Annotated in this window: 31 protein-coding genes; all 31 read left to right on the forward strand. The window is 56.3% G+C overall.

Translation table 11 applies throughout. The features are described 5' to 3' along the window. Positions 1-18: 18 nt before the first annotated feature. Positions 19-339, forward strand: coding sequence for a helix-turn-helix domain-containing protein (locus ACLU9Q_RS08015; RefSeq protein WP_412624942.1), 321 nt, complete (start codon positions 19-21; stop codon positions 337-339). Positions 340-356: 17 nt separating this feature from the next. Further along, complete coding sequence (locus ACLU9Q_RS08020) at positions 357-1,172, forward strand: hypothetical protein (protein WP_412624944.1); 816 nt, start codon at positions 357-359, stop codon at positions 1,170-1,172. A gap of 186 nt (positions 1,173-1,358) precedes the next feature. Next, positions 1,359-2,621 (forward strand): SUMF1/EgtB/PvdO family nonheme iron enzyme, encoded by a 1,263-nt coding sequence (locus tag ACLU9Q_RS08025; protein WP_412624946.1) that lies wholly within the window; start codon positions 1,359-1,361, stop codon positions 2,619-2,621. Then, positions 2,614-3,348: a PolC-type DNA polymerase III gene (locus tag ACLU9Q_RS08030; protein WP_005933195.1), complete on the forward strand. Its 735-nt coding sequence runs from the start codon at positions 2,614-2,616 to the stop codon at positions 3,346-3,348. The genes ACLU9Q_RS08025 and ACLU9Q_RS08030 overlap by 8 nt, the downstream gene beginning before the upstream one ends. Positions 3,349-3,353: 5 nt before the next feature. Further along, positions 3,354-4,109, forward strand: a complete 756-nt coding sequence (locus ACLU9Q_RS08035; protein ID WP_005933198.1) for a hypothetical protein — start codon at positions 3,354-3,356, stop codon at positions 4,107-4,109. Further along, positions 4,106-4,357 (forward strand): hypothetical protein, encoded by a 252-nt coding sequence (locus tag ACLU9Q_RS08040; protein ID WP_005933201.1) that lies wholly within the window; start codon positions 4,106-4,108, stop codon positions 4,355-4,357. The genes ACLU9Q_RS08035 and ACLU9Q_RS08040 overlap by 4 nt, the downstream gene beginning before the upstream one ends. Further along, positions 4,329-4,985 (forward strand): host-nuclease inhibitor Gam family protein, encoded by a 657-nt coding sequence (locus ACLU9Q_RS08045; RefSeq protein ID WP_035394178.1) that lies wholly within the window; start codon positions 4,329-4,331, stop codon positions 4,983-4,985. The genes ACLU9Q_RS08040 and ACLU9Q_RS08045 overlap by 29 nt, the downstream gene beginning before the upstream one ends. 11 nt (positions 4,986-4,996) lie before the next feature. After that, positions 4,997-5,827, forward strand: coding sequence for an ERF family protein (locus tag ACLU9Q_RS08050; RefSeq protein WP_412624949.1), 831 nt, complete (start codon positions 4,997-4,999; stop codon positions 5,825-5,827). Then, the gene (locus tag ACLU9Q_RS08055) at positions 5,820-6,221 is read left to right on the forward strand and encodes a single-stranded DNA-binding protein (protein WP_005933212.1); all 402 of its coding nucleotides are present in this window, start codon (positions 5,820-5,822) and stop codon (positions 6,219-6,221) included. Before ACLU9Q_RS08050 ends, ACLU9Q_RS08055 begins: the two co-directional genes overlap by 8 nt. Positions 6,222-6,307: 86 nt before the next feature. After that, entirely contained in the window at positions 6,308-7,174 is an 867-nt protein-coding gene (locus ACLU9Q_RS08060) for a hypothetical protein (RefSeq protein WP_005933215.1), read from the forward strand. After that, entirely contained in the window at positions 7,171-7,854 is a 684-nt protein-coding gene (locus ACLU9Q_RS08065; protein WP_226814988.1) for a replicative helicase loader/inhibitor, read from the forward strand. Before ACLU9Q_RS08060 ends, ACLU9Q_RS08065 begins: the two co-directional genes overlap by 4 nt. Then, complete coding sequence (locus ACLU9Q_RS08070) at positions 7,851-8,750, forward strand: DNA-methyltransferase (protein ID WP_412624951.1); 900 nt, start codon at positions 7,851-7,853, stop codon at positions 8,748-8,750. Before ACLU9Q_RS08065 ends, ACLU9Q_RS08070 begins: the two co-directional genes overlap by 4 nt. Then, positions 8,737-9,246 carry a type II toxin-antitoxin system PemK/MazF family toxin gene (locus ACLU9Q_RS08075; RefSeq protein WP_412624953.1) on the forward strand — a complete coding sequence of 170 codons (510 nt, stop codon included), beginning with the start codon at positions 8,737-8,739 and terminating at the stop codon, positions 9,244-9,246. Before ACLU9Q_RS08070 ends, ACLU9Q_RS08075 begins: the two co-directional genes overlap by 14 nt. Further along, a complete protein-coding gene (locus ACLU9Q_RS08080) occupies positions 9,243-9,782 on the forward strand; it encodes a hypothetical protein (protein WP_412624955.1) in 540 nt (179 codons plus the stop codon). Before ACLU9Q_RS08075 ends, ACLU9Q_RS08080 begins: the two co-directional genes overlap by 4 nt. Beyond that, positions 9,779-10,387, forward strand: a complete 609-nt coding sequence (locus ACLU9Q_RS08085) for a Holliday junction resolvase RecU (RefSeq protein ID WP_412624957.1) — start codon at positions 9,779-9,781, stop codon at positions 10,385-10,387. The genes ACLU9Q_RS08080 and ACLU9Q_RS08085 overlap by 4 nt, the downstream gene beginning before the upstream one ends. A 198-nt stretch (positions 10,388-10,585) precedes the next feature. Continuing rightward, positions 10,586-11,062 (forward strand): DNA N-6-adenine-methyltransferase, encoded by a 477-nt coding sequence (locus ACLU9Q_RS08090; protein WP_412624959.1) that lies wholly within the window; start codon positions 10,586-10,588, stop codon positions 11,060-11,062. A 54-nt stretch (positions 11,063-11,116) separates the two neighbouring features. Continuing rightward, on the forward strand, positions 11,117-11,404 hold the full coding sequence (locus ACLU9Q_RS08095) for a DNA gyrase (RefSeq protein ID WP_118659692.1): 288 nt from the start codon (positions 11,117-11,119) through the stop codon (positions 11,402-11,404). 4 nt (positions 11,405-11,408) lie between these two features. Continuing rightward, positions 11,409-11,990, forward strand: a complete 582-nt coding sequence (locus tag ACLU9Q_RS08100) for a hypothetical protein (protein WP_412624961.1) — start codon at positions 11,409-11,411, stop codon at positions 11,988-11,990. Positions 11,991-12,063: 73 nt separating this feature from the next. Then, entirely contained in the window at positions 12,064-12,213 is a 150-nt protein-coding gene (locus tag ACLU9Q_RS08105; protein ID WP_227910121.1) for a hypothetical protein, read from the forward strand. A gap of 14 nt (positions 12,214-12,227) precedes the next feature. Then, positions 12,228-12,869 (forward strand): hypothetical protein, encoded by a 642-nt coding sequence (locus tag ACLU9Q_RS08110; protein WP_412624963.1) that lies wholly within the window; start codon positions 12,228-12,230, stop codon positions 12,867-12,869. Further along, positions 12,853-13,215, forward strand: a complete 363-nt coding sequence (locus tag ACLU9Q_RS08115) for a hypothetical protein (protein ID WP_412624965.1) — start codon at positions 12,853-12,855, stop codon at positions 13,213-13,215. The genes ACLU9Q_RS08110 and ACLU9Q_RS08115 overlap by 17 nt, the downstream gene beginning before the upstream one ends. After that, positions 13,205-13,768: a tyro protein tyrosine kinase-binding protein gene (locus tag ACLU9Q_RS08120; protein WP_412624966.1), complete on the forward strand. Its 564-nt coding sequence runs from the start codon at positions 13,205-13,207 to the stop codon at positions 13,766-13,768. The genes ACLU9Q_RS08115 and ACLU9Q_RS08120 overlap by 11 nt, the downstream gene beginning before the upstream one ends. Before the next feature lie 3 nt (positions 13,769-13,771). Further along, positions 13,772-13,915, forward strand: a complete 144-nt coding sequence (locus tag ACLU9Q_RS08125; RefSeq protein ID WP_005933248.1) for a hypothetical protein — start codon at positions 13,772-13,774, stop codon at positions 13,913-13,915. Further along, positions 13,916-15,253: a site-specific DNA-methyltransferase gene (locus tag ACLU9Q_RS08130; protein WP_412624969.1), complete on the forward strand. Its 1,338-nt coding sequence runs from the start codon at positions 13,916-13,918 to the stop codon at positions 15,251-15,253. 23 nt (positions 15,254-15,276) lie between these two features. Further along, complete coding sequence (locus ACLU9Q_RS08135) at positions 15,277-15,780, forward strand: DUF1492 domain-containing protein (protein WP_412625086.1); 504 nt, start codon at positions 15,277-15,279, stop codon at positions 15,778-15,780. 334 nt (positions 15,781-16,114) lie between these two features. Continuing rightward, on the forward strand, positions 16,115-16,960 hold the full coding sequence (locus ACLU9Q_RS08140) for a hypothetical protein (RefSeq protein ID WP_412624971.1): 846 nt from the start codon (positions 16,115-16,117) through the stop codon (positions 16,958-16,960). Between the two features lie 70 nt (positions 16,961-17,030). Further along, positions 17,031-17,720 (forward strand): hypothetical protein, encoded by a 690-nt coding sequence (locus ACLU9Q_RS08145; RefSeq protein ID WP_412624973.1) that lies wholly within the window; start codon positions 17,031-17,033, stop codon positions 17,718-17,720. A gap of 297 nt (positions 17,721-18,017) precedes the next feature. Continuing rightward, the gene (locus ACLU9Q_RS08150; protein WP_412624975.1) at positions 18,018-18,596 is read left to right on the forward strand and encodes a protoporphyrinogen oxidase; all 579 of its coding nucleotides are present in this window, start codon (positions 18,018-18,020) and stop codon (positions 18,594-18,596) included. Continuing rightward, positions 18,580-20,502 (forward strand): phage terminase large subunit family protein, encoded by a 1,923-nt coding sequence (locus ACLU9Q_RS08155; protein WP_004220632.1) that lies wholly within the window; start codon positions 18,580-18,582, stop codon positions 20,500-20,502. Before ACLU9Q_RS08150 ends, ACLU9Q_RS08155 begins: the two co-directional genes overlap by 17 nt. Before the next feature lie 12 nt (positions 20,503-20,514). Continuing rightward, positions 20,515-20,781 (forward strand): hypothetical protein, encoded by a 267-nt coding sequence (locus tag ACLU9Q_RS08160; RefSeq protein ID WP_004220635.1) that lies wholly within the window; start codon positions 20,515-20,517, stop codon positions 20,779-20,781. Between the two features lie 216 nt (positions 20,782-20,997). Next, entirely contained in the window at positions 20,998-22,584 is a 1,587-nt protein-coding gene (locus ACLU9Q_RS08165; protein ID WP_226973370.1) for a phage portal protein, read from the forward strand. Position 22,585 lies beyond the last annotated feature (1 nt).

Raw genomic sequence — 22,585 nt, forward strand, 5'->3', positions numbered from 1 at the left:
CGGAAAAGATAATATTAAATGCGAAAGGAAGCGAAAGCCTCCCGACGCATTATTTTTTTACCTAAAAAGCACAGAAAGAGAGGTGAGAACGTGCGAAACTACCGATATTTGACGTTCGGCGACCGTGAGAAAATCGAGACGGAATACACCGCCGGAGGACGTCCGGCCGACATTGCGATCGACCTCGGCGTCCATGTGGCGACTATCTACAAAGAGCTGAAAAGAGGCGACACCGGCCAGCTCGACAAGAACATGCGCCGAGAGTATAGCGCCGAACTCGCCCAGCGCCGACTCATTGAGAACATCAAGTGCCGCGGACGAAAATCCCCCACTAAATAAAAGGAAGGAGCGACAACATGGCAGCATTACACGAAATAGCTCGGCAGTACGCCGACGAAATCCGCGACGGCATAGCGTGGGTGATTATATGGAAAACAGGCCGAAGCTGGCACGCTGAAAGCGTCTGGCTCAATCCGGACTCTGACACCTTCGAGCTGGACGATCTGAGCACTGCCACCGAAATTCTGGAGCAGGATCCGAACGCTGTCATGGTGAACGGCTACTACTGCGGGCACTTCGGTGAGAACATGACGATCGCAGAACTGGAGGCCGGTATTCTCTGGCACTACGAAGGCGGCTGCAATCTCCTGAAAGACTCGACGGCCTTCCCTCCTGAGCCGATACCTCGCCCGGAAAATCTCCCAGCAGATATGCCATGGTACGGCAAGGAAACCACCGAGGAACCGGATCCCTACATATTCGATGGCTACATGAGCGTCGAGGACTACGAGAAACGCCAGCAGCTCATAGCTGCGGATCAGGCGCGAGGCAATCCACTCCCGGACAAGTCACCACCAGAACCTCAGCACATGGAGCTCACGATCCAGATCGGCCCACCTGCCGCCACTGCCCTGCTCGGCGCTCTCGCCGACGCAATAAAGGCAGCAGCTCACGCAGTCCGGCAACTCATGGACGAGCTCGCGGAGCGGTTCCGGAAGTTCCGGCAATACGCACGAAAGGCCGTGAACACTTTTGTGGACTCCCTACTATATAGAGCCAACACCCACCCGAAATGGTGGCACCTATACAAACACGCACGGAAATGGAGAACCCGGAAGAAATACAAGCGGCTGCTTATGAGGCAGCTATGCAGCAGGCTGGCCGCTGGATAGGAGGTGATCCCATGAACGACTCGCGAAACCTAAGCGGGCCCGTACTCATGCCCGGCGCGACGGCTGCCGCTATGAAGTATGCCAAGAGTGCGGGCTGGACTGGAATGTAAGCAAGCAGGCGGTGATCCCGTGGTACGGCTACAAGTGCCCGATCTGCCGCAGCAAATACAGAAAAGGAACAAAACCATGAGAAACGAAGTAATTTACGACAAAAACGGGCGCCCGGACATTATGGTGGTTTTTACCCCGTCCGAGCTGGGACTCCCTGACACCCTGAGAGGCCGCAAGGTTAAGGAATACGCGATCAGCAAGTACCAGAACACATTGATCGACGGCGTTCCGTACTCTCTCCCATTTATGAAACCGGCTGTGAATATCAGCCACGACGAAGCAATCCGCCTCTGCGAGAGCAAGGGTGAAGGCTGGCACCTGATCACTAACGACGAGTGGGTGGCTCTCGGCTTCTGGAGCTGGGACAACGACACCATGCCGACCGGAAACACCGCAAGCGGCAAGAGTCACAGCCACCCGGAGCAGACCGGCACTACATACGAAGGAGGCTGCGGCAAGACCTTGACCGGATCCGGCCCGGTTCAGTGGAACCATGACGGCACGGCCTACGGCGTAGCTGACATGTGCGGCAATATCTGGGAGCATGTCGGCGGCGTTCGATTTATGAACGGTATGCCGCAGGTGATCCCGAACAACGGCGCAGCCTATGGCTCGGATCAGTCCAAAGACTCGCCGGAGTGGGAGGCGATCTACACCGAGGACGGCGATCCGGTTTACTACAACGTACACGACGGAGAGATCACCCTCCAGCCGGTACACCCGGACGGCACCGACTACGACGGCGTAAAGTTCACGGATCTGGAAGTTCGCAGTGACATGGACGCACCGGACAAGCTGAAAAAACTCGGCCTCTATCCTGCCGACGACTACGAAAGCGACGAATACTTCTGGCTCGACTCTAACGGCGAGCGGGTTATTTATCGCGGGGGCAACTGGCGCAACGGTGCGCACGCTGGTGTGTTCTACCTCAGCGGCGGCAACTCCCGCAGCGATGCGAACACGAACATCGGCTTCCGTGCCGCTTGCGTTCGGTTTATCTGCGACTCTGACACTCTGGACGATCTGGACTCTGACAAGAAGCAGCCAGAACCGAAAAAGCGTAGCATTTTAGCTCCGGACTTTATCGGACGGATCAAGCAGGCACTCGCCCGGCAGTTTCAGAAGCTATACGAAGCCGCGCACGGCGAGGATCCGGAAGGCTTCGCTGAACTGGCCGAGAAGGCAACAGACGAAGAACTCGCCAAGGCTGCAAAACTCAGCGCCACACTGGCTCAGGTGAACGCAGCCGTGGACATGTACGAGCTGACCGCTAAGCAGTTAAAGCTCGCAGCCACAACCTCGATCACAATCAAAACGGAGGTGAACGACCATGAATGAGCTCCGGGACATATTCACGAAATACAAAGCAGTCGTATTTTTTGACACTGAGACAACCGGGCTCGAAGCTGAGAGCTGCCAGATCATTGAACTGGCAGCGATCAGAGTCGAGAAAACCGAACGGGGCACCCTCCGCATGGCCGACAGCGCCGACGTGTTCGTGAAGCTGCCGGAAGGTGAGCGGATCCCTCAGAAGATCGTCGAGCTGACGGGGATCACAGACGAGCAGCTCGAAAACGAAGGAATCACCGAGGCTGAGGCTGCAGCTCGCTTCACTGAGTTGATCAGCGGCGGCCGTGTCCTTCTGGTAGCCCACAATGCACAGTTTGACCTCCTGTTTACTGCTGAAATGCTCAGGAGACACGGAAACGGCGGCCCGGAGGCTCTGAAAGCTGCCGACTATCTGGACAGCCTGACCGTTTACAAAGACCGCCGGGCATATCCTCACAAGCTGGCGAACGCGATCCTCACCTATAAGCTGGAGGGCAAGGTTCAGAACTCCCACAGAGCGATCGACGACGTGGCGGCACTGTTTGAGGTGTGCAAGGCCATGGACGCGGAACGCTCCGATCTTCTCAACTATGTGAACGTGTTCGGATATAACCCGAAGTATGGAGTAAGTGGGAAACGGATCGAAAAGGTGGCCTACTGGCCGCAGAATTTCAACAAATACATGCAGGCTCCGAGCTATACGCTCCCGGCCAAACTCAGACAAAGAAGGAGGTAACAGAAATGCGAAGCAGCTCGCTGAAAGTATACAGCCCGGTGGAATACACCGGGTACAAAGAAAAAAGAAGCGGCCACCCGTCGGAACCGGGAAGCCGCACAGGCAATCGAAAAACCACGCGAAAGCCTAAGCCTATTTTATACCGGCTGCGCCGTTTTTGCAAGCGCCTGAACTGGAAAAGGATCGGCGGGCTGGCAGTCACCACAGTGGTGATTGTGTTCGCGGCGCGCGGCGTCGTGGGTATGTTCTCAGAACACACCCAGACAAAAACAGCCCCGGTCACAACCAGCAGCCCGGCGGCCGAGGAATCTCAGCCCTACGTTTTCTACTACAAGGACGGGCAAGCCGTAAGCTGGGAGGACGTCACAGACGCATGGGCCGCAGAGGCAGGGATCCAGAAGCGCTACGCTCTCACTGACGCCGAGCGACTGGAGATCGCTCAGGTGCTCACGGCCGAAGCTGGAGGCGAACCCTTCGCCGGAAAGATCGCAGTAGCTCAGTGTATTCTCCAGACCTGTGAGGACGAAGGGATCCGACCGGACGAAGTGCTGCGCGTGTACGCATATAGCAAGCGCCGCCCGGAACCGACTCAGGAAGCCCTCGAAGCCGTGCAGGACGTGTTCGACTTCGGGATCGTGGCAACGACCGAGCCGATCAAATACTTTTACGCTCCCGCTCTCACGGACAGCGAGTGGCACGAGTCCCAGATCTATGTAATGACCATTAACGGACACCGATTTTTTAAGGAGGCAACCGAATGAATAACGAAAACAAGCCAAGCGTGATCGCAGAGCTCACGGCTGCACTTGCCAGCATGGCGGAACGCGCCGTCGCTGCTGAGGCCGAAGCCGAGCAGTACAAGAAAAGCTCAGGCGAGTGGTACCAGTTTTTTACCAGCAAGGACAAGGAACTGAGAGACACGCAGGCAGAACTCCAGAAAGCCCGCAAGGCTCTGGAAGCAAAGGAAGGAGAACAGAACCATGGCAACGACAAAGAAAGCAATAGCTGAGGCTGAGCAGGCCGCAGAAATCAAAGAAACAATCGCAGCACCCACCACAGAGCCGGGAACTCCGGCTGTAACACTGGACGAACTGGAAAGCATGGACATGAACATGTTCGACGCAGAGGAAACCGAAAGCGCTCCACGCCCGGCATGGCGTATCACTGACGACGGCTGCGCCGACTGGGCCTGCCGAAAAATCGCAGAAGAAAAGACCGAGCTCGACCGGATCACCGCACTGGGCGAAAGCCAGATCGAGAAGATCCAGCAGAGAATTGACGCTGCTCAGCGCAGATATGAAAACGGCACCCGTTTTCTCACTGGAAAGCTCGCGGAATACTTCGAGACAGTCCCGCACAAGACAACCAAGACAAAACACAGCTACCGCCTTCTCTCCGGCACTCTGGTGAAGAAAATCGGCGGCAGCACCATGAAACAGGACGACGACACACTGCTGGCCTATCTGAAAGCCTCCGGCAATGAGGATATGATCCAGAACACTGAAAAGCCGAAGTGGGGCGAGTTCAGGAAGCGCCTCGAAATTGTAGGCGGCCAGATCGTAGACAAAACCACCGGCGAGCTGGTGGAGGGCGTGCAGATCATTGAGAAACCGGACACCTTCACGGTGGACGTGTAAGGAGGTAGCGCATGGCAACAACCAAGGAAACGTCGGCCACAAAGACGGCCACCACCCCACCGGTACCGCTGACGCTGCAGCAGAAGTTCATCAAGTTGCGCGAAGCCGTTCCCTCTATCACCCAGAAGGCCCACAGCGACGGCGTAAAGTACAAGTTCGCGAAGATCTTCGACGTGTACCAGCTTCTCACTCCGGCCATGAATGAGTTCGGCGTCAATTTTGACATTGTAGGCGAGCAGGCAACCCGGCACAGCGAAAACGGGGATCCGATCTACTACTCCAACTTCACGCAGCACACCAAAAACGGCGACCGCATTGTCTGGGTGTACGAGGCCGACCTCACGATCCGCTGGACGAACGCAGACAACCCGGATGAGACTCTGGAAGTTACTCTACACGCAATCGGAACGAACGACGGAGGCCCGGACAAGGCCAAAGGCTCCGCGTGGACGTACTGCCTCAAATACTACCTGTTCGAGAAGTTCGGCATTGATCAGGGCGACGACGATCCAGACATGAGCGACCACAGCAGCGAACCCCCTCAGCAGAGCCAGAAACAGCACACAGGAGCTCAGAACGGGAACCGGCAGGGAAACACCCAGCCGCAGGCACAAAATGGCCAGACGGGGCGCTCAGGCGCCGCACGACCACTCTCAGACGCTCAGCTCTCCCGCCTCTACCGTAAAGGAGAGGACGCCGGGTACTCTCAGCAGTCGATCAACGAATGGATCCTGAAAAAATACGGACAGCAGGATCCACACAACCTGACGCGGGCCCAGTATGACGAAGCCTGCGCCGCTATGGACAACGCAAAGCAACAAGGAGGACAAGACAATGCTTAATCATGTGGAGCTTCTGGGCCGTCTGGCTCAGGAACCTGAAATCAGATACACACAGAGCGGCACGGCAGTGGCGAGCTTCGACCTCGCCGTGCAGGTACCGAGTAAGAACAAGGACGCCGCTCCGGACTATATCCCGATCGTGTGCTGGAGAGAACGCGCCGAGTTTTGCGGCCGTTACCTCTCCAAAGGCCGCCAGATCGTAGTTGAGGGCCGGATCTCCACCCGTAAATGGAAGGACGAGAAAACCGGGCAGAACCGCAAGGCCGTGGAAGTTGTGGCCTCAAACATTTACTTCGCAGACAGCAACGGAGGCAACGCAAATGGCAATCCTCAGCCCGCCAACAACGACGGATTCATGGACATACCGGACGACGGACAGCTTCCTTTTAACTAATAACACCGACCGAAGGACGACCGCCGGACAGACCGGCGGAACTCTACGGCCAAACCAGAAACAAACCACGAAAGGAGGTGCCGACAGTGGCATGGATCCAAATTCACCAACAACTGAAAGACCACCGCAAGGTGCTGGCTGCTGCTGACGAGCTCGACATTGAACCGGCTCACATGCTCGGCCTGCTGATCTCGTTCTGGCTCTGGGCCATTGATAACGCACCGGACGGATCCCTCGCTGGAATATCCGACAGAATGATCGCAAGAGCAGCCCAGTGGGACAAAGATCCGGAGGAATTTGTGGCCGCCCTGACCTCTGCGTCTCTGCTGGACGTAACGGAGGACGGCGTTCTGGAGATCCACGACTGGAGCGAGTACACCGGAAAGCTGATCGAACAGCGAGAAAATGAGAAAAACCGTTCGAGAGCCCGCCGCGCTGCTGCTAAGTCAAACGACCGGAGGACGACCGCCGGACAGTCTGCGGACGCAAGCAAGAGCGACCAGAAAAAGACCGCAGGTAGAGTAGACCAGACCAGAGTAGACCAGAGTAGACCAGAAAATAAGGGGGATACCCCCATAACCCCCGCGGCCGAGAAGCAGCCAAGCGCTCAGGAACGACGTTTCGCAGAGTTCTGGACTGCATACCCGAAGAAAGTCGGCAAGAAAGCAGCACAGAAGGCATGGGAAAAGGCAAAGCCCGACGCTGAACTGTTCGAGAAGATCATGCAGGCAGTGGCAACAGCTAAAACCTCGGAACAATGGCTGCGAGAAGGCGGCCGCTTCATTCCCAACCCGTCAACATGGATCAATCAAGGACGCTGGGACGACGAACCTCTCCCGCCTGCCGGATCCGGAAGCTATCAACAGCGACCGGGTGGAAATTGTGGAAAACCTGACACCATGGACGTGCTCGCGGGGATAATCGCAGACGAGGAAGGGGGCTTCGAGATATGACAAAAGCAGACGCGGCTCGACTGGTGGCGATCGTCGTCACCGCCTACCCGAATTTTGACAAGTTCAAGGACGCGAAAGCAATCGAGGCCACGGTGAACCTCTGGGCCATGATGTTTGAGCAAGACGAATCCGGGATCGTAGCGCTGGCAGTAAAAAAACACATTGCAACAAACAAATGGCCGCCGAGTGTGGCCGAAGTCCGGGAGATCATGCTGGAGATCCAGCACCCGGAACTCATAGAGCCGGACAAGGCATGGCTGGCCGTGAGCGACCTCATGTACAGCGCCGGACAATTCAACCACGGAGATCTCTCCCACCAGCTCCCGCCTCTGGTGGCGCGAGCCGTTGAGTCAATCGGCTGGACTTCCCTCTGGGAAATGCACCGCAGCGCATACATAGGCGGCAAGCCCGGCATGGATCGGGTAGCCTTCATGCAACAGTACACGCCAATGTACGAACGGGAAAAGTCCCGCAGCATGACACCGGCACAATTAACCGAGAAGATCGACAACGCGGCCGGATCCCTTCCGGACAAAGGCCAACGCCTGATAGAGTACCGGGAAAGCGAACGCCGCAGGAAAGAGCAGGAAATGGAGGCTATCACCCGCGGCGCCCTCCGACTGGAGAGCCAGATCGTCGAACAAACGAAGCTCGAACTCAGAGGGGAGGCGCTGGAATGATCCTACAAGGCGACGCACTGGAGGAACTCAGAAAGCTGCCGGACAAATGCTGCAGCGTCTGCGTAACTTCACCACCCTACTACAACGCCAGAGACTACGGAGCAGCCGATCAGCTCGGAACCGAAAGCTCTCCGGAGGAATACACCCGCAAGCTGGTGGAAGCCTTCCGGGAAGTCGCCAGAGTCCTGAAAGACGACGGCACCCTCTGGCTGAATATCGGCGACAGCTACGCGAGGCATATCGAGGACGGAGGGATCAAGCGCAAGGATCTGATCGGGATCCCGTGGCTGCTGGCTCTGGCTCTCAGAAGTGACGGCTGGTACCTCCGGGCGGACATTATCTGGAACAAGCCCAACGCCATGCCGGAAAGCGCCAAAGACAGACCGGCAAGATCTCACGAGTATGTTTTTTTACTCAGCAAAGCGGCCGCCTATTACTACGACGCCGAGGCCGTCAAGGAGCTGGCCGTCGGGTACGATCCGAAAAAGCCCGGCCGGAAGCGCGGCAACGCGAAAACCTTCCGTGGCGGCACTGCCTACACTCACGATCAGGCCAAAGCCAACAGCGCCGAGGTGGATCGAGGCAGCCACGGGCTCCAGAGAAATGAAACCGGCAAACGAAACCGCCGGGACGTCTGGACGATCGCCACACGGCCATATAAAGGCGCCCACCTCTCCACGTTCCCGGAGGAACTGGCCAAGATCTGCATACTGGCCGGGAGCAAACCGGGCGACACGGTTCTGGATCCATTCTCAGGAAGTGGAACCACAGGAGCCGCAGCCCTCAAAGAAGGGCGGAACTATATCGGGATAGAGATTAACCCGGACACCTGCAAAATACAAGAGCAGCGACTCGCTGAGGCTGCTCAGGAAGGAGTCAACCATGAAACGCGGTGAAATTTATTACATTGAAAGCACATACCGGGAAACCGGAAGCGAGCAGAGAGGCGGCCGTCCTGCGGTGATCGTCTCCAATGACAAGAACAACGAAAACAGCGAGGTTGTGGAAGTGGTATACATGACCACCAAACCAAAGAACGACCTCCCTACTCATGTGTTTATCCGGAGTGCACTCTCCCCTTCTACCGTCTTATGCGAACAGGTAAACAGCGTAAGCACGAAGCGGATCGGGACACTGATCGGAAAACTGACAAAGAGCGAGCTCGCAGCCGTGGACTCTGCTCTTGCAATCTCTCTGGGGATCGACTTCATGGATCCGAAGCCCGCAGGCAAAGAAGCGGAGCGTTTACTGGAAGAAATGAGCAAGCAGCCAGTCCAGATCGTCCAGCAGGATCCTGACATTGAAAAGATCAAGCTCGAAACGGAACGCGATCTCTACCGGAATTTATACAACGAACTGCTGAGCAAAACCATGAAAGGAGCAAGCGCATGAGAAAAAAACTGGTTTACATCTGCTCCCCGTGCCGCGGGGACATTGAAAAGAACATAGAAAAGGCCCAGCGCTACTGCCGCGAAGCCGTCGAACTCTGGGACGACGTGATCCCGATCGCGCCTCATGTATATTTTACCCAGTTTCTTGACGACACCAAGCCGGAGGAACGCGCCGCGGGCATGGACATGGGCCTCTCGCTTCTGGCCATGTGCGACGAGCTCTGGGTTTATGGTATCGAGAATCCGAGCGAAGGCATGAGAAACGAGATCGAATACGCGAAGCAGCACCAGATCCCGATCCGGGACGCTGCCGAGCTTTACAGAAACCGCGAAGCCGAAACACTTCCGATCGGTGACGCCCTGATCGTCCTCCCCTCTCGCGTCGGGAACCTGAACGGAGTCGCCGCGATTGAATCCACCACCGTGCGGATCAATGGCGAAATGATCTTAGACCTTGCGATCGAGCTCAGACGCCACCCCGGCCATGACATCACACTGGAGGCCGACAAAGACGCAGGCCCGGAGGTAGATCAATGAGCTGGGACACGGTTCCGGGAAGAAACAGCGAAGGTTACCCGGATCCGACAGCCAGCACAGCCCTTGCACGGGTGCAGCATAGCCAGAAGGGCCTCCAGAGCAAGCGAGCCGGTGAACACTTCGAGAATATGATCACCGCAAGCCTGAACTGGTACTGCGACAAGGGCGTGGCCTTCGTTGAAAAAACTCCGGAGCCCATGAAGCCACTCAGGAAGCCAGACCGACAGGGCCGGTTCCTTGCTTGCTACACCAAAGCCGGGCAGCCGGACTTCAAGGGAACGCTCACCGGCGGCCGGGCCGTGGTATTTGAGGCGAAACACACCGACAGCGACAAGATCGACCAGAGCCGCCTCACCCCTGAGCAGGTGGAAAGTATGACGCTGCACCACAAGCTCGGAGCTGCTGCCTTCATCATGGTGAGCGTGGGGCTGGAAAACTTCTACCGGGTACCGTGGGAAGTATGGCGAGACATGAAACAGATCTACGGACGCAAGCACATGAAACTCGAAGATCTGGAACCGTACCGCGTGCAATATATCGCCGGGATCCTCAAACTGCTGGAAGGTGTGGAGATCGACTACACCGAGGAAGGAGGCACGCCATGAAATGCGAATACTGCGAGCTCCGCAGAGTAGGGCCTTTTGTAATTTCAAAAGCCTGCGCCATGCTGAGCGGAAAGCTCAAAAATAAACAGACGGGCGAACTGTTAAAAATTTGTATACACCACATGACCTCCCCTGATCCGTGTATGAACAACGGGAACGGCTGCGGGCTCTACAAATCACAGAAAGGAGATCGAGCCAATGAACAACGCACTGCTGAGTAGTAAAAACATGTGCTGGTGTACCCCGCCGGACTTTTTCGCGGAACTGGATCGCGAGTTTCATTTTGAACTGGATCCGGCCAGCACCGACAAAAGCGCCAAGTGCGCGAAACACTTCACGCCGGACGACGACGGCCTAAAGCAAGACTGGGGGGGGTATTGCGTGTTTTGCAATCCACCATACGGCCGAGCGATCGCCGACTGGGTGCGCAAAGGCTACGAAGAAAGCCGGAAGCCCGGCACCACCGTGGTTATGCTCATTCCTTCGCGGACTGACACGGCATATTTTCACGACTGGATCTTCGGCAAGGCCAGCGAGGTGAGATTCCTCCGCGGCCGCCTGAAATTCACCGACGAGGACGGAAACGGCGAGGACGCAGCTCCGTTTCCTTCCGCCGTTATAGTGTGGCGGAGTCCGGAAAGCACCGGGCGCGAGTTTGCCACATGGCACATATAAAAGCACCAGAGCCAGCGGGGCCACTGCTCCGCCGGTTCGGATAAGGAGGAAACCATGGACGGGATCACTAAACAGACACGCCGCCAAAGTTACGACGGCATACGAACACGCAGCGGCGAGCGTTGCAAGCTAATACTGGAAACCCTCGGAAATCGGTCAATGACCGTGGAAGAAATCACCGACGAGCTGGTGGCTGCTGGCCACCTGAAATACTACGACCGCAACTTCGTGGCGCCGAGACTCACAGAGCTGAAAGGCGCCGGAGTTCTGGAAGTCGTCGGAAAGAAACCGAGCAAAAGAACCGGAAAAAATACAGCCGTATGGGCTGCGGTAAGGAGGTAAGCACATGAAAAAGCAGAAAGTACAGGCAAAGATCAACCTCGAAGCTCTCGCAGGCGGAGCCTTCGCCGAGAAACTCAACGAGGCGCTCATGCAGGTGGCTGAAAATATTCAGAATCCGAACACAGAAGCAACCACTAAGCACCAGATCACGGTAAATATTAAATTTAAGCCGAACAAAACCCGCCAAATGGTAGGAACCCAGATTGCTGTCACGACCAAGCTCGCAGCTACCGAAGCAATCGACACGCAAATGGTGATGGGCGTCAATATGAGAACCGGCCAGATCGAGATCGCCGAATACGACGGGCAGATCCGTGGACAGATGGATCTCTCCGACTTCACGGACGCCGCCTTCGTTCCTAACCCGGTGAGCCTGATCCCGTACCGCACATTTTTGGAAGTTCCGCAGCCTGCGAGCGACTTCGTGTTCAGAATCAGCGAGGGACGCGGCGGAGCCCCTGCCTTCAAGCTGGTGGCTGCTGACGGTGGCCTCTGGAAGTCTCAGGCGGTGGACAATGTGAAGAACTACCTCGTCAAAGCACTGGCAGACGTTCCGGATCGCGAGAAAATCACGATCATTGCATAATGTGGCCGACATAAATGTCGGGAACATACCGGGAGGGCCAAGCTCTCCCGGCAAACCAAAGGAGGACAAGAACATGCTGATCATAAACATAGTGCTGGCCCTCGTGGCTGCTCTCCTGCTTTTTGGAGTTATCGGAGAAAAGGACGGGCTCAGACAGCAGAACATCACGATCGCCTTCGTGGCCGTGATCGTGCTCATTATCGCATTAAATAGATTTTTCTAAGGGAGGACAAAACCATGGAATATAAACCGAAAGTTATCACCGGAAAAGTAACCGGCACCGGCTGGCCGATCGACGGCCATGTGCTCTGGTTCTCACAGTGGGACTACGACAACCGCGAGAGCTGGCACCTCTACGGCTGGGAGGACTCAGAGGACGAGGCAGTCATGCAGACCGTATTTCAGACCGAAACCGAGGAGGGCCTCTGCCTGTTCGACACTCTGGAGAAGTTCGCAGAGAACTGGAAGGCAAAGAAATGGGAGCCGCAGGGCTCGTTCTGCCTGCCACTGGACAAGGTGGAAGTTCTGGAGGTAAAGCAGGAAGAAAGCACCAACAACACCCGCGAACAGCTCCGGGCTCACGGCTTCGATCTGACGCCAAGAAAGCAGACCGACCGGGGCGGGATCCTCTGCCTCCCGCTGGACAAGAACCTGAACGGCGACGTGCAGGCCAAGCACCCGGACTGGGAGCCAGTCGAGTGCCCGACATGCGGCCGGAAATGCTGGAAACACCCGGAAGCTGACCGCCTCGTCAAAGAACAGGGCGCGAAAATGCTCTGTACTGAGTGCGCGATCAAAGCCGGGCTTCTGTCACCGTTCCGAAAGGAATGCCCAAACCGCGCGCAGCGAAGGAGGGCAAAGCGTGAAAGAAGAAAATAACACAGAGGGGCTCTACTATCTCAAAATAGACGAGAGGCACTACTTCCCCGACGGAAAAATAACAAGGAACGTGCTGGAGGCGCTCAGGTGCAGGAAATACGCCGAAGTGCTGGCCTTCTATCTGGAGTGTGACCTCGACGACATAGAAAAACAAGCTCGCAGACTCGCGGAAAGCACCGCGCTGAGTTACTCAGAAGCACTCCACAAGATCGGCGGAGATATGCTGCGGAGCAAGCAGGAAAAACCGGCCCCACTCTCCCTCTGGCCTATCAGACGGGAACCGGTTCGACCGAACCGCGCAGCCAGACGAGCAGCTAAAAGAAATGGAGGACGAAATGGACGATAACAAGAACAAGCCTATGGGCTGGCCGATACTCTATACACTGGCAACACTCGCAGGCGTGGCCGTGCTGGCAATCCTGAAAGCCTGTGGCATTATTTCAATGAGCTGGCCCGTGGTGATCGCCGGGCTCGTGTGGGTACCCACTGCACTGCTGCTGATCACTCTCTGGGTGGCCATGCTCCTGATCTGGATCGGGCGAACCGGGAAAAAGATCAGGGAATACAATCGCAGGAGAAAGATCTCCCGCACTCTGGACGAATCCATGATAGGGCTCACGCTGAACAGCGTCGGCCCCATTTATGGTATTAAAAGAAATAAAGGCGAAAACAACAGCGACTATGAGAAAAGGATCCGCGAAAAGCTGGGGCTCTCCCCTCGCAGTCTACCGAAATACGAAACCATGGAACAGCTCACCCTCTCCAATGTGGGCCCGATCTATGGTGTCGTAAAGAAACAGGACGAGAGCTGGAAGCACTACCGCCGCAGAATCCTGAAAGCAGCCCGCACTCTGGACACCGTAAACGTACAGAACGCGCCGAAACCGCGGAAGGAGTAGCCAATGCCAGAAATATGCGAAAAATGCTGGAACACCGGCTGCAAAGAAAACGAAATCCTCAGAGCGTCAAAGCTGGAGATCTGCCGCGCCTTCGAGTGCGGACTCATTCCAGCAGACGCCGGGGAGTATGTAAGGGAGGACGAATAAATGGACTACAAAACAGAAGCACAGCCAAAGGCAACAGCCGGAGGGGTACCGGTATTCTGCGCCCATGACGCGATCGTGGCCATTGAGAAGCTGATCCCCAACCCGAAGAACCCGAACACACACCCGGACGCACAGATCCAAGCGCTCGGCCGCATTATCCGCCAGACCGGGTGGAGGGCACCGATCACAGTGTCGAAGCGCTCCGGCTTCATAGTAAAGGGCCACGGCCGCCTCGCTGCTGCCAAGCTCGAAGGACTCACCGAAGTGCCGGTGGACTACCAGAACTACACGAACGAGGCCGAGGAATACGCCGATCTGGTGGCTGACAACCGGATCGCAGAGCTGGCAGAGATCGACAACAAGCTACTGGCTGACATTTTCGCCGACATTGACACCGGCGAGATCCCCATGGAACTGACCGGCTACACCGACAAGGAAGTGGAAAGTCTCGTCACCGGACTGGCCGAAGCCCTGCACAATGACCTCACAGAGCCGGACGAAATCCCGGAGATCCCGGAGGAAGATCAGACAATCACGCAGCGCGGCGACCTCTGGATCCTCGGAAATCACCGTCTTGTGTGCGGAGATAGCACAAACGAAGCCGATCGCGCTCTCCTGCTCAACGGGGCCGAGCCTCAGATCCTTCTCATGGATCCACCGTACTGCTCCGGAGGTTTTCAGGAATCCGGACGCAGCACCGGAAGTATCGGAACCAAACGCTACGACGCAAACGGGAAAGAAATCAAAGTGACGATCGCGAACGATACCCTCAGCACCCGCGGGTACCAGCAGCTCATGCGCTCGATCTTGAAACAGTTCACCGGTACCGTGGTTTATTGCTTCACCGACTGGAGAATGTGGCTCTATCTCTACGACGTAATGGAGGAAAGCGGGTTCGGCGTCAAGAATATGATCGTCTGGAACAAGAAAACGCCGGGCATGGGCATGGGCTGGAGAACTCAGCACGAGCTGATAATGTTCGCACACCGTACAAAGCCAGCGTGGGATAATCACAAGGGCTACGGGAACGTAATCGAAGCCACCCGCTCCGGGAATGAGCTCCACCCGACGCAAAAGCCGGTGGAGATACTGGAGAAACTGCTGGACAATACACAGTGGGCCGATGGAGTCATGGACGCCTTCGGAGGATCCGGCACGACTCTGATCGCTGCGGAAAGTATCGGCCAGAAGTCGTACCTCATGGAGCTGAGTCCTCAGTTTGTTGACACAATCGTAAAACGCTACATAAGGACAACCGGCAAGGCGTCCGGGATCCGACTGTTCAGGAAGGGCAAAGAGCTGGGCCGCGAGCACTTCGAGAGAATGTTCACGGAATAAACCAGTGAAAGGAGGTGGAACCCATGCACCAGAACAGTGAGGCAAAACAGCCGAAGGAAACCGACGAGATCAAGAAAAAGCTGGAAAGCTACGCAGCACTCCACCGCAGGATCGACAACCAGATCGAACGGCTGGAGAATCTGGAGGCCGTCATGGGCTCCATATCCTCGCCGAGCTTCGACGGAATATCCGGAGGCGGTGGCGACGGAACCAGTAAACAGGAGCGGCAGGTGATCCAGAAGGTAACACTGGAGGAAACGATCCGCCGCATGATCGCAGACGAGGACCGCGAACGCAACGAACTGGAGGCCCTGATCTCCGAAATGGAAAAACCAGACGAGCAGACCGTCTTAGAAATGCACTACTTCGACGCTGCGAACTGGTGGACGGTATGCGCCGCGCTTCATGGTAGCCGGGAGGACTACGACGAACACGAGCAGCGCTACCTCAAAAGAACATTCAAGTTGCACGGCTCGGCGCTTCAATCGCTGGCCAGAATATACAGAGCAAAACAGGAACAGGGATAACAACGCCCGCCAGAAGCCACAAGAAGGCCGACGGCGGGCTTTTTTGTGTGCCCGAAGAAATACGCGCCCACTCAGGAGAAAGCCACAGGCGGAGCACTCACGAGCACACAGGGGGATAAAAAGGGACAAAAAGGGATAAAAGGGGATAAACCACCGTGCTACTCTGTATAACAGCGAAAGCCGTCCGGGGACATGATAAAGATCCGGGCGGTTTTTCCTATGCGCCTACCCTCAGAAAAGAACTGGGAGGGGTGCAAATTTTCCGGACGGAGGATTGATAAGCGCCACCGCTCCGTTGTATAATATCCCAAAGATGACTAAGGAGGCTCATGTAATGGGATTATTCAACATTTTCAAGAAAAAGCAACCGGCGCAGCCACAACCTCAGCCGGAACCAAAACCAGAAAAACCACAGGCTCGCAGCAAGTGGAACGATCCGGAATACCTTCGCCGCGTGGAAGCGGCTCTCCAGCAGGGACAGAGCAAGCCGATCATGGAAACACTGAAAGAAGCAGAAAAGCCAGCGCCTACAACGCAGACCACTTCCGGGCATGATACCGTGCCGAAATATAAGTGGCTCCAGTCCGGCGAATGGGAGGTGCAAATCAATAGCCAAACAGGAAAGCCGGGGATCTTCACCAAGAACGGCAAGGAATGGTTCCACGCAGACGAAGCGTGGGCGTCTCGATCTGGCAAGTATTACATTCTCACAGGAATGGACGCAAATGTAAACGAAGGGATCGCAATCGCAGAAGGTGCGCGAGGTATTCGCATAAGGAAAACAGATGAGCTCATAAGAGCGGCCACTATCACCGACAACGGAATCGGCTACGCTCTGAGCGACGAGGGCACTCTTTTCACTCTGAGCGAAGAAAAAGCCAATGCGAAGAACCTCTGCGGGGACTCATACCTCGTTGCATACGATCTCACTACCGAGATCTGCGCCGTGGTGTACGATACAGACAGCAGCTACGACGAAAACGACAAAGAGCTCCCGGCTGTCATTGTAAAGGTGACTACTCTCTCCACCTCTGAAAGCTGGAAAAAGAAAATCCGGTACAGTTACGGCGATCGCAAAACGCACACCTTCTCGGCCAAAATATCCGGGAATATGATCCGAATAGAAACACCGGACAATGTTCTCCACGAGTTCACGCCGGACGGAACCAAAACAAAATAACCAGCCACTACCGCCAAGGGAAAACCCAAGGCGGTATTTTTATACCCAAAACCAGAAAGGAGGGGCACACATGAGCAGTTTGTTTTACTCAGGATCAGGCAGACACACCAGCGGTGCCTTCACTGTCACCATGAAGGACGGCGCCAAACTGGCGAAACGTCTCGCCAAACTTGAAAACGGTGGCGAGGTAGCGATCAAGCGAACCGTCTCAGACTTTAGCTCCAGAGCGCCAGCGTGGGTATCGAAGGGAATCCGCCAACACTACGGAGTTGATACCGCCGCGATCAAGAGTGCCGGGCCTCAAAAAAAGAGAGGGGCCACCCATATAAATGTTGCGGGGGTATCTGTTGACGGGGCGACGCTGGAATACAAAGGCCGCACACTGACGCCGACGCATTTCAAAATGTCGCCAAAGAAACAGCCGAAAAGGAAAGACCGGCGCCGGATATTGATCCCCGGACAAGCGCTGAGAAATCCTACCGAGGTAGCCAACATTCGCCCACCCTATCCGTATCAGATCACGGCGCAGATTATTTTAGGCAAAAAGTCCAACCTTCCACCCGGTAGTTTCATTGGAGACGGAAAGGCCCCGGCTATCCCATTCCAGAGGACAGGCTCAGGCCGTATGCCGTTGGAAGCTATCCACACGTTGTCCGTCCCCCAGATGATCGACGGCCGCGCAAAGGAAACGATCGAGACAATGATCAGCCAAGGACTGGAACAGAGATTCGAGAACCACATCAAGCAGGCTATGAAGTAAGCCAAGCCAACGAACACGCGCCAAGCAGCAAGCCAAGCGCGAAGCAATCGAACAGCAAAGACAAAGCGAAACCAAAAGCAACAGCAACAAAGAACAGCGAAACAAAGCGACCAAAGCAAAGAAGCAAAAGGCAAAGCAACTCGACCGAGTAACCGCACCGAAATTTTTCCGCAGCCCGAAGGTACTGTCCGGGCCGCCAAACGCCTGCGGTGCTGGCGAGCCCAAAACACGCGCAGACTCAGAAAAATTTTTTCAGGCCGTTTCGTTTCGTTTGCCCCAAAGAAAGGAGGTGGCGCCATGGCGGAAGGCAAGCAGAATCTCCAAAACGCTGCCATTATTGCAAAGCTGTTCGGCGTCACCGACCGCCGGATCCAGCAGCTCGCAAAAGAGGGAATTATTCCAGCCGCCCAACAGCGGCCGTATATGTTCGACCTGCTTCCGACGGTGCAATCTTACATCCGTTACCTGAGCGACAAAGCCAACGGCCGAGAGGCCAAAAGCGCCGACGCCGCACAGGTTGAAATGGAGAAGCTGCGGGCTGAGGCTGACATGAAACGCAGTAAGGCAGACATGGCAGCCATGCAACTGAAAGAGCTCGAAGGCAAAATGCACCGCAGCGAGGACGTGGAGGCCGTGACGAACGACCTCGTTTACACTGTCCGCAGCATGATAATGGCACTCCCCGGACGTTTAGCCATGGACGTTGTGCAGGTGGCAAGCGCCAACGAAGCCTCGGCACTGATCCGGGCGGAGTGCTACAAAATTCTGAACGAGCTCGCAAACTACAACTACGATCCGGCGGTATATCAGCGGCGGGTGCGGGATCGTGAAGGCTGGAGCGACATCATAGTGGCCGCTGATGAAACCGACGACTAAAAAATCCACCGCGAAACTCAACGCAGCCATAGCACCGGCCATTCGCAACTTTAAGCCACCCGAAGATCTGACGGTGGCCGAATGGGCCGATAGACACCGCCGCCTATCCCCGGAGAACTCCGCGGAGTCTGGCCCGTGGCGCACCTCGCGCACGCCGTACCTGCGGGAACCTATGGAAGCGTTCACGGATCCGAAGATCCGTAAGATCGTAATGGTGGCAGCGTCTCAGGTGGGAAAATCCGAGCTGGAGCTGAACATAATCGGCTACATTATCGACCAAGATCCCGGCTCGATCCTGTTCGTCCAGCCCTCCCTCGACGACGCCCGAAAGTTCTCACGCCTCCGTATCGCTCCAATGATACGAGACAGCAAGGTGCTGAGGGCGAAAGTTTCCGACGTCAAAAGCAAAGACTCCGGGAACACAATCCTCCAGAAGTCATTCCCCGGCGGTATGCTCACGATCACAGGATCAAACAGCGCCTCCGCTCTGGCTTCCACTCCCGCCCGCTACATTCTCGGCGACGAGCGCGACCGCTGGGCCGTGTCTGCCGGTGCTGAGGGTGATCCGTGGGCTCTGGCCGAAGCCAGACAGGCCACGTTCTACAATGCGAAGGCCGTCGAGGTATCAACTCCGACCATAAAAGGCGCTTCAAATATCGAAAGCAGCTACTACCTCGGAACACAGGAACGCTGGTGCCACCAGTGCCCTGAGTGTGGAGAGTACGGCGAGATCACCTTCGACCGCGTACACTTTGAACATACGGTGGCCAAAGTCCGCGGGAAAAAGGCGTACAAGATCGTGGGCCCGATTACATGGTGCTGCCCCTCCTGCGGCTGCATAGTACCGGAGGAAAAAATGCGGAAGCAGCCCGCAAAGTGGATCGCCGAGAACCCGGCGGCCTACGACGAGGGCGTCCGTTCCTTCTGGCTGAACGCTTTTTCTTCTCCATGGACTCCATGGGAAAAGATCGCGCTCAAATTTCTGCAAGCTAAGGACGATCCGCAAAAGCTCAAAGTAGTTTACAACACACTGCTGGGTGAGCTCTGGGAGGATCGCGGCGACATAGCCGACGAGGACACCATGCTGGCCCGGCGTGAGGACTACGGCACCAATGCCGACGGCTCTCCCGTCGAAGTTCCGGAGGGCGTTCTCGTTCTCACCTGCGGCGTAGATACTCAGGACAACCGTTTGGAGTATGAAGTCGTGGGCCATGGCTTCTACGGTGAAACGTGGGGCATAAAAAAGGGCTACATCATGGGAAAGCCAGACACCGACGAGGTATGGCAGCAGCTCGACGACGTGATCGATCACGTTTACCGCTTCAATGACGGAAAAGGGCTGCGGATCTCAATCACCTGCGTGGACTCCGGCGGCCACTACACCCAAGAGGTATACACTCGCTGCCGTGAGCGTAAAAACAAGCGTGTTTTTGCTATCAAGGGCAAGGGCGGCGACGGGATCCCGTTCGTGACGCCTCCGTCAAAGGTTCCGATCAAGGACAACAAGCGGATCACATGCTGGCTCTACACGCTCGGCGTTGACGCTGGAAAAGAAACGATCATGTCGAGCCTAAAGGTTCAGGAAGCTGGCCCGAAATATTGCCATTTCCCGATCCACGAGTCATGCGGCTACGATACCTATTATTTCAACGGCCTGCTCTCCGAGCGTCTGGAGCTCACGCAAACAAAGCGCGGCAACCAGTGGCACTGGGTAAAAATCCCCGGACACAACCGGAACGAGGCCCTCGACTGCCGAAACTATGCGAACGCCGGGCTAAAAATCATAGATCCGGACATGTTCGCGGTGGAGCGACGTCTGAAAAATGTCCAAGAAACGCCGCAAACCAAACCGGCGCAGCGCCGAAAACCAAAACCGGCAGCCCGGAACTACTTCGACGAGTGGTAAGGAGGTGAACCCATGAGATCAAAAGAAACCATACAGCAAGAGCTCACAGAAACGAGGACGCGACTCAGTGCGTATCTGGCCCGTGAGGCTGACATGCTCAGCAAGGACGGGGTGCAGCTCTACACAATCGGCTCCAGAAACCTGCAACGGTACCAGACTTCACTCGCTTCCGTTCAGGACATGATCGCGAAGCTGCAAAAGCGAGTCCGCGAGCTGGAGGCCGAACTGGCGGGCGGATCTGCTCGCCGTGCCGTGGGGGTAGTGCCCCGCGACTGGTAAATGGGTAAACGCTGGCCGATCGGCTGGCTTTACTACGGCGACGACTGCGGGACATTTTCGCTCCTTTAGATACCGCGGCCGCTGCCGTTTTTAATTACTTGCAAGGAGGTGAGAAAAACGAAGTACGACCAAACGAGGGGGCTATATCTCCCGGATAACGTACGCCCTCAGAATAAGGGCTACGGAGAGGCGGGTGCAAGCTGGAGAAAAAAAGCCGTGAAAGGCTTTAATGCTCCCAGCGGATCCGCTCACGAGGACATAGACTTCAACAACTACACCATGCGACAGCGTGCCCGCATGTTATACATGGCCGCGCCGATCGCTACCTCGGCGATCAAAACCAACCGCACAAACGTGGTAGGCGTCGGGCTCAGGCTTAAAAGCCGGATCGACCGCGAAGTGCTCGGACTCTCACCGGATCAGGCAGAACGGTGGCAGAAAGAAACAGAGCGAGAGTTTTCCCTCTGGGCCAGCAACAAGAGAGCCTGCGACGCCACCGGCATGAATAACTTCTACGGGCTCCAGCAGCTCGCGCTGATCTCGTGGCTGCTCTCCGGCGACTGCATAGGGTTGATCAAGCAGTACGAAACCACTCGGCTGCTCCCCTACTCTCTCCGCGTCCACCTGATCGAGTCCGACAGAATCGCAACCCCGAACAACTACGGGGCCGGGACTACGCTCTACTACACGACCGGAAAGAACTCAGAAACGGGCAACACCATATATGACGGCGTGGAAGTAGACAAGAACGGCATGGTGGTAGCGTATCACATACGCAGCAACTACCCGTATGAACTCGGCGCTCCGGTTACTGAATGGGCCCGCGTTCTGGCATACCAGCAAAGCACCGGCCTTCCGAATGTGCTCCACGTCATTGACACAGAGCGCCCGGATCAGTACCGCGGCGTGAGTTATCTCGCGCAGGTGATCGAGCCGCTGCTGCAGCTTCGTAGGTATACCGAGTCCGAACTCATGGCCGCAGTCGTCGAGAGCTTTTACACTGCCTTCATTAAGACAGAAGCCCCGACTGATGAAATGCCATTCAATGAGGTGGATCCAGTACCACCCGGAGAAATGCGGAACCCGAACGAGTACAGCATGGGGCCGGGCCAGATCAATGTCATGGGGCCGGGCGAAAGCGTAGAATTTGCAAACCCGACGCACCCGAACGGCAGCTTCGACAAATTCGCCGTAGCGATCAGTGCACAAGTAGGCGCCGCGCTGGAAATTCCCAGCGATCTGCTCCTGAAATCCTTCAACGCCTCATACAGTGCGAGCCGTGCTGCTCTACTGGAAGCGTGGAAGGCGTTCAAAATGCGCCGCGAATGGCTGGCGGACGACTTTTGCCGCCCATGCTATGAAGTGTGGATGAGCGAAGCCGTGGCCCGTGGCCGCATATATGCGCCGGGCTTTTTCCAGAATCCAGCGATCCGCGCCGCGTATCTCGGCAGCGAATGGCTCGGCCCGTCTCAGGGACAGCTCGATCCGGTGAAGGAAATCACGGCCGAGATCCTCGCGTGCAGTGAAGGCTTCTCCACTCACGAGCAGAGCACGATCCGCCTAAACGGTGGCCAATGGGACAGCAATGTGGAACAGCTCAGACGTGAAAACGAAAAGCTCGGAGGCAATCCACCAGATCCGCACCAGAGCGGCACCGGAACAGCGGAACCGGACGGCGAACAGGATCCGCCAGAAGGCGACGACAATCCACACAACCCCGAAACAGCTCGCAAAAGGGGCACGGTGGCTCTCCGCAGTCTCGTGATCGGCGAGCAGATAAAGCAAACCATACAAGGAGGATAAG

The organism is Marvinbryantia sp., assembly GCF_047017445.1.
Lineage (GTDB): Bacteria > Bacillota > Clostridia > Lachnospirales > Lachnospiraceae > Marvinbryantia.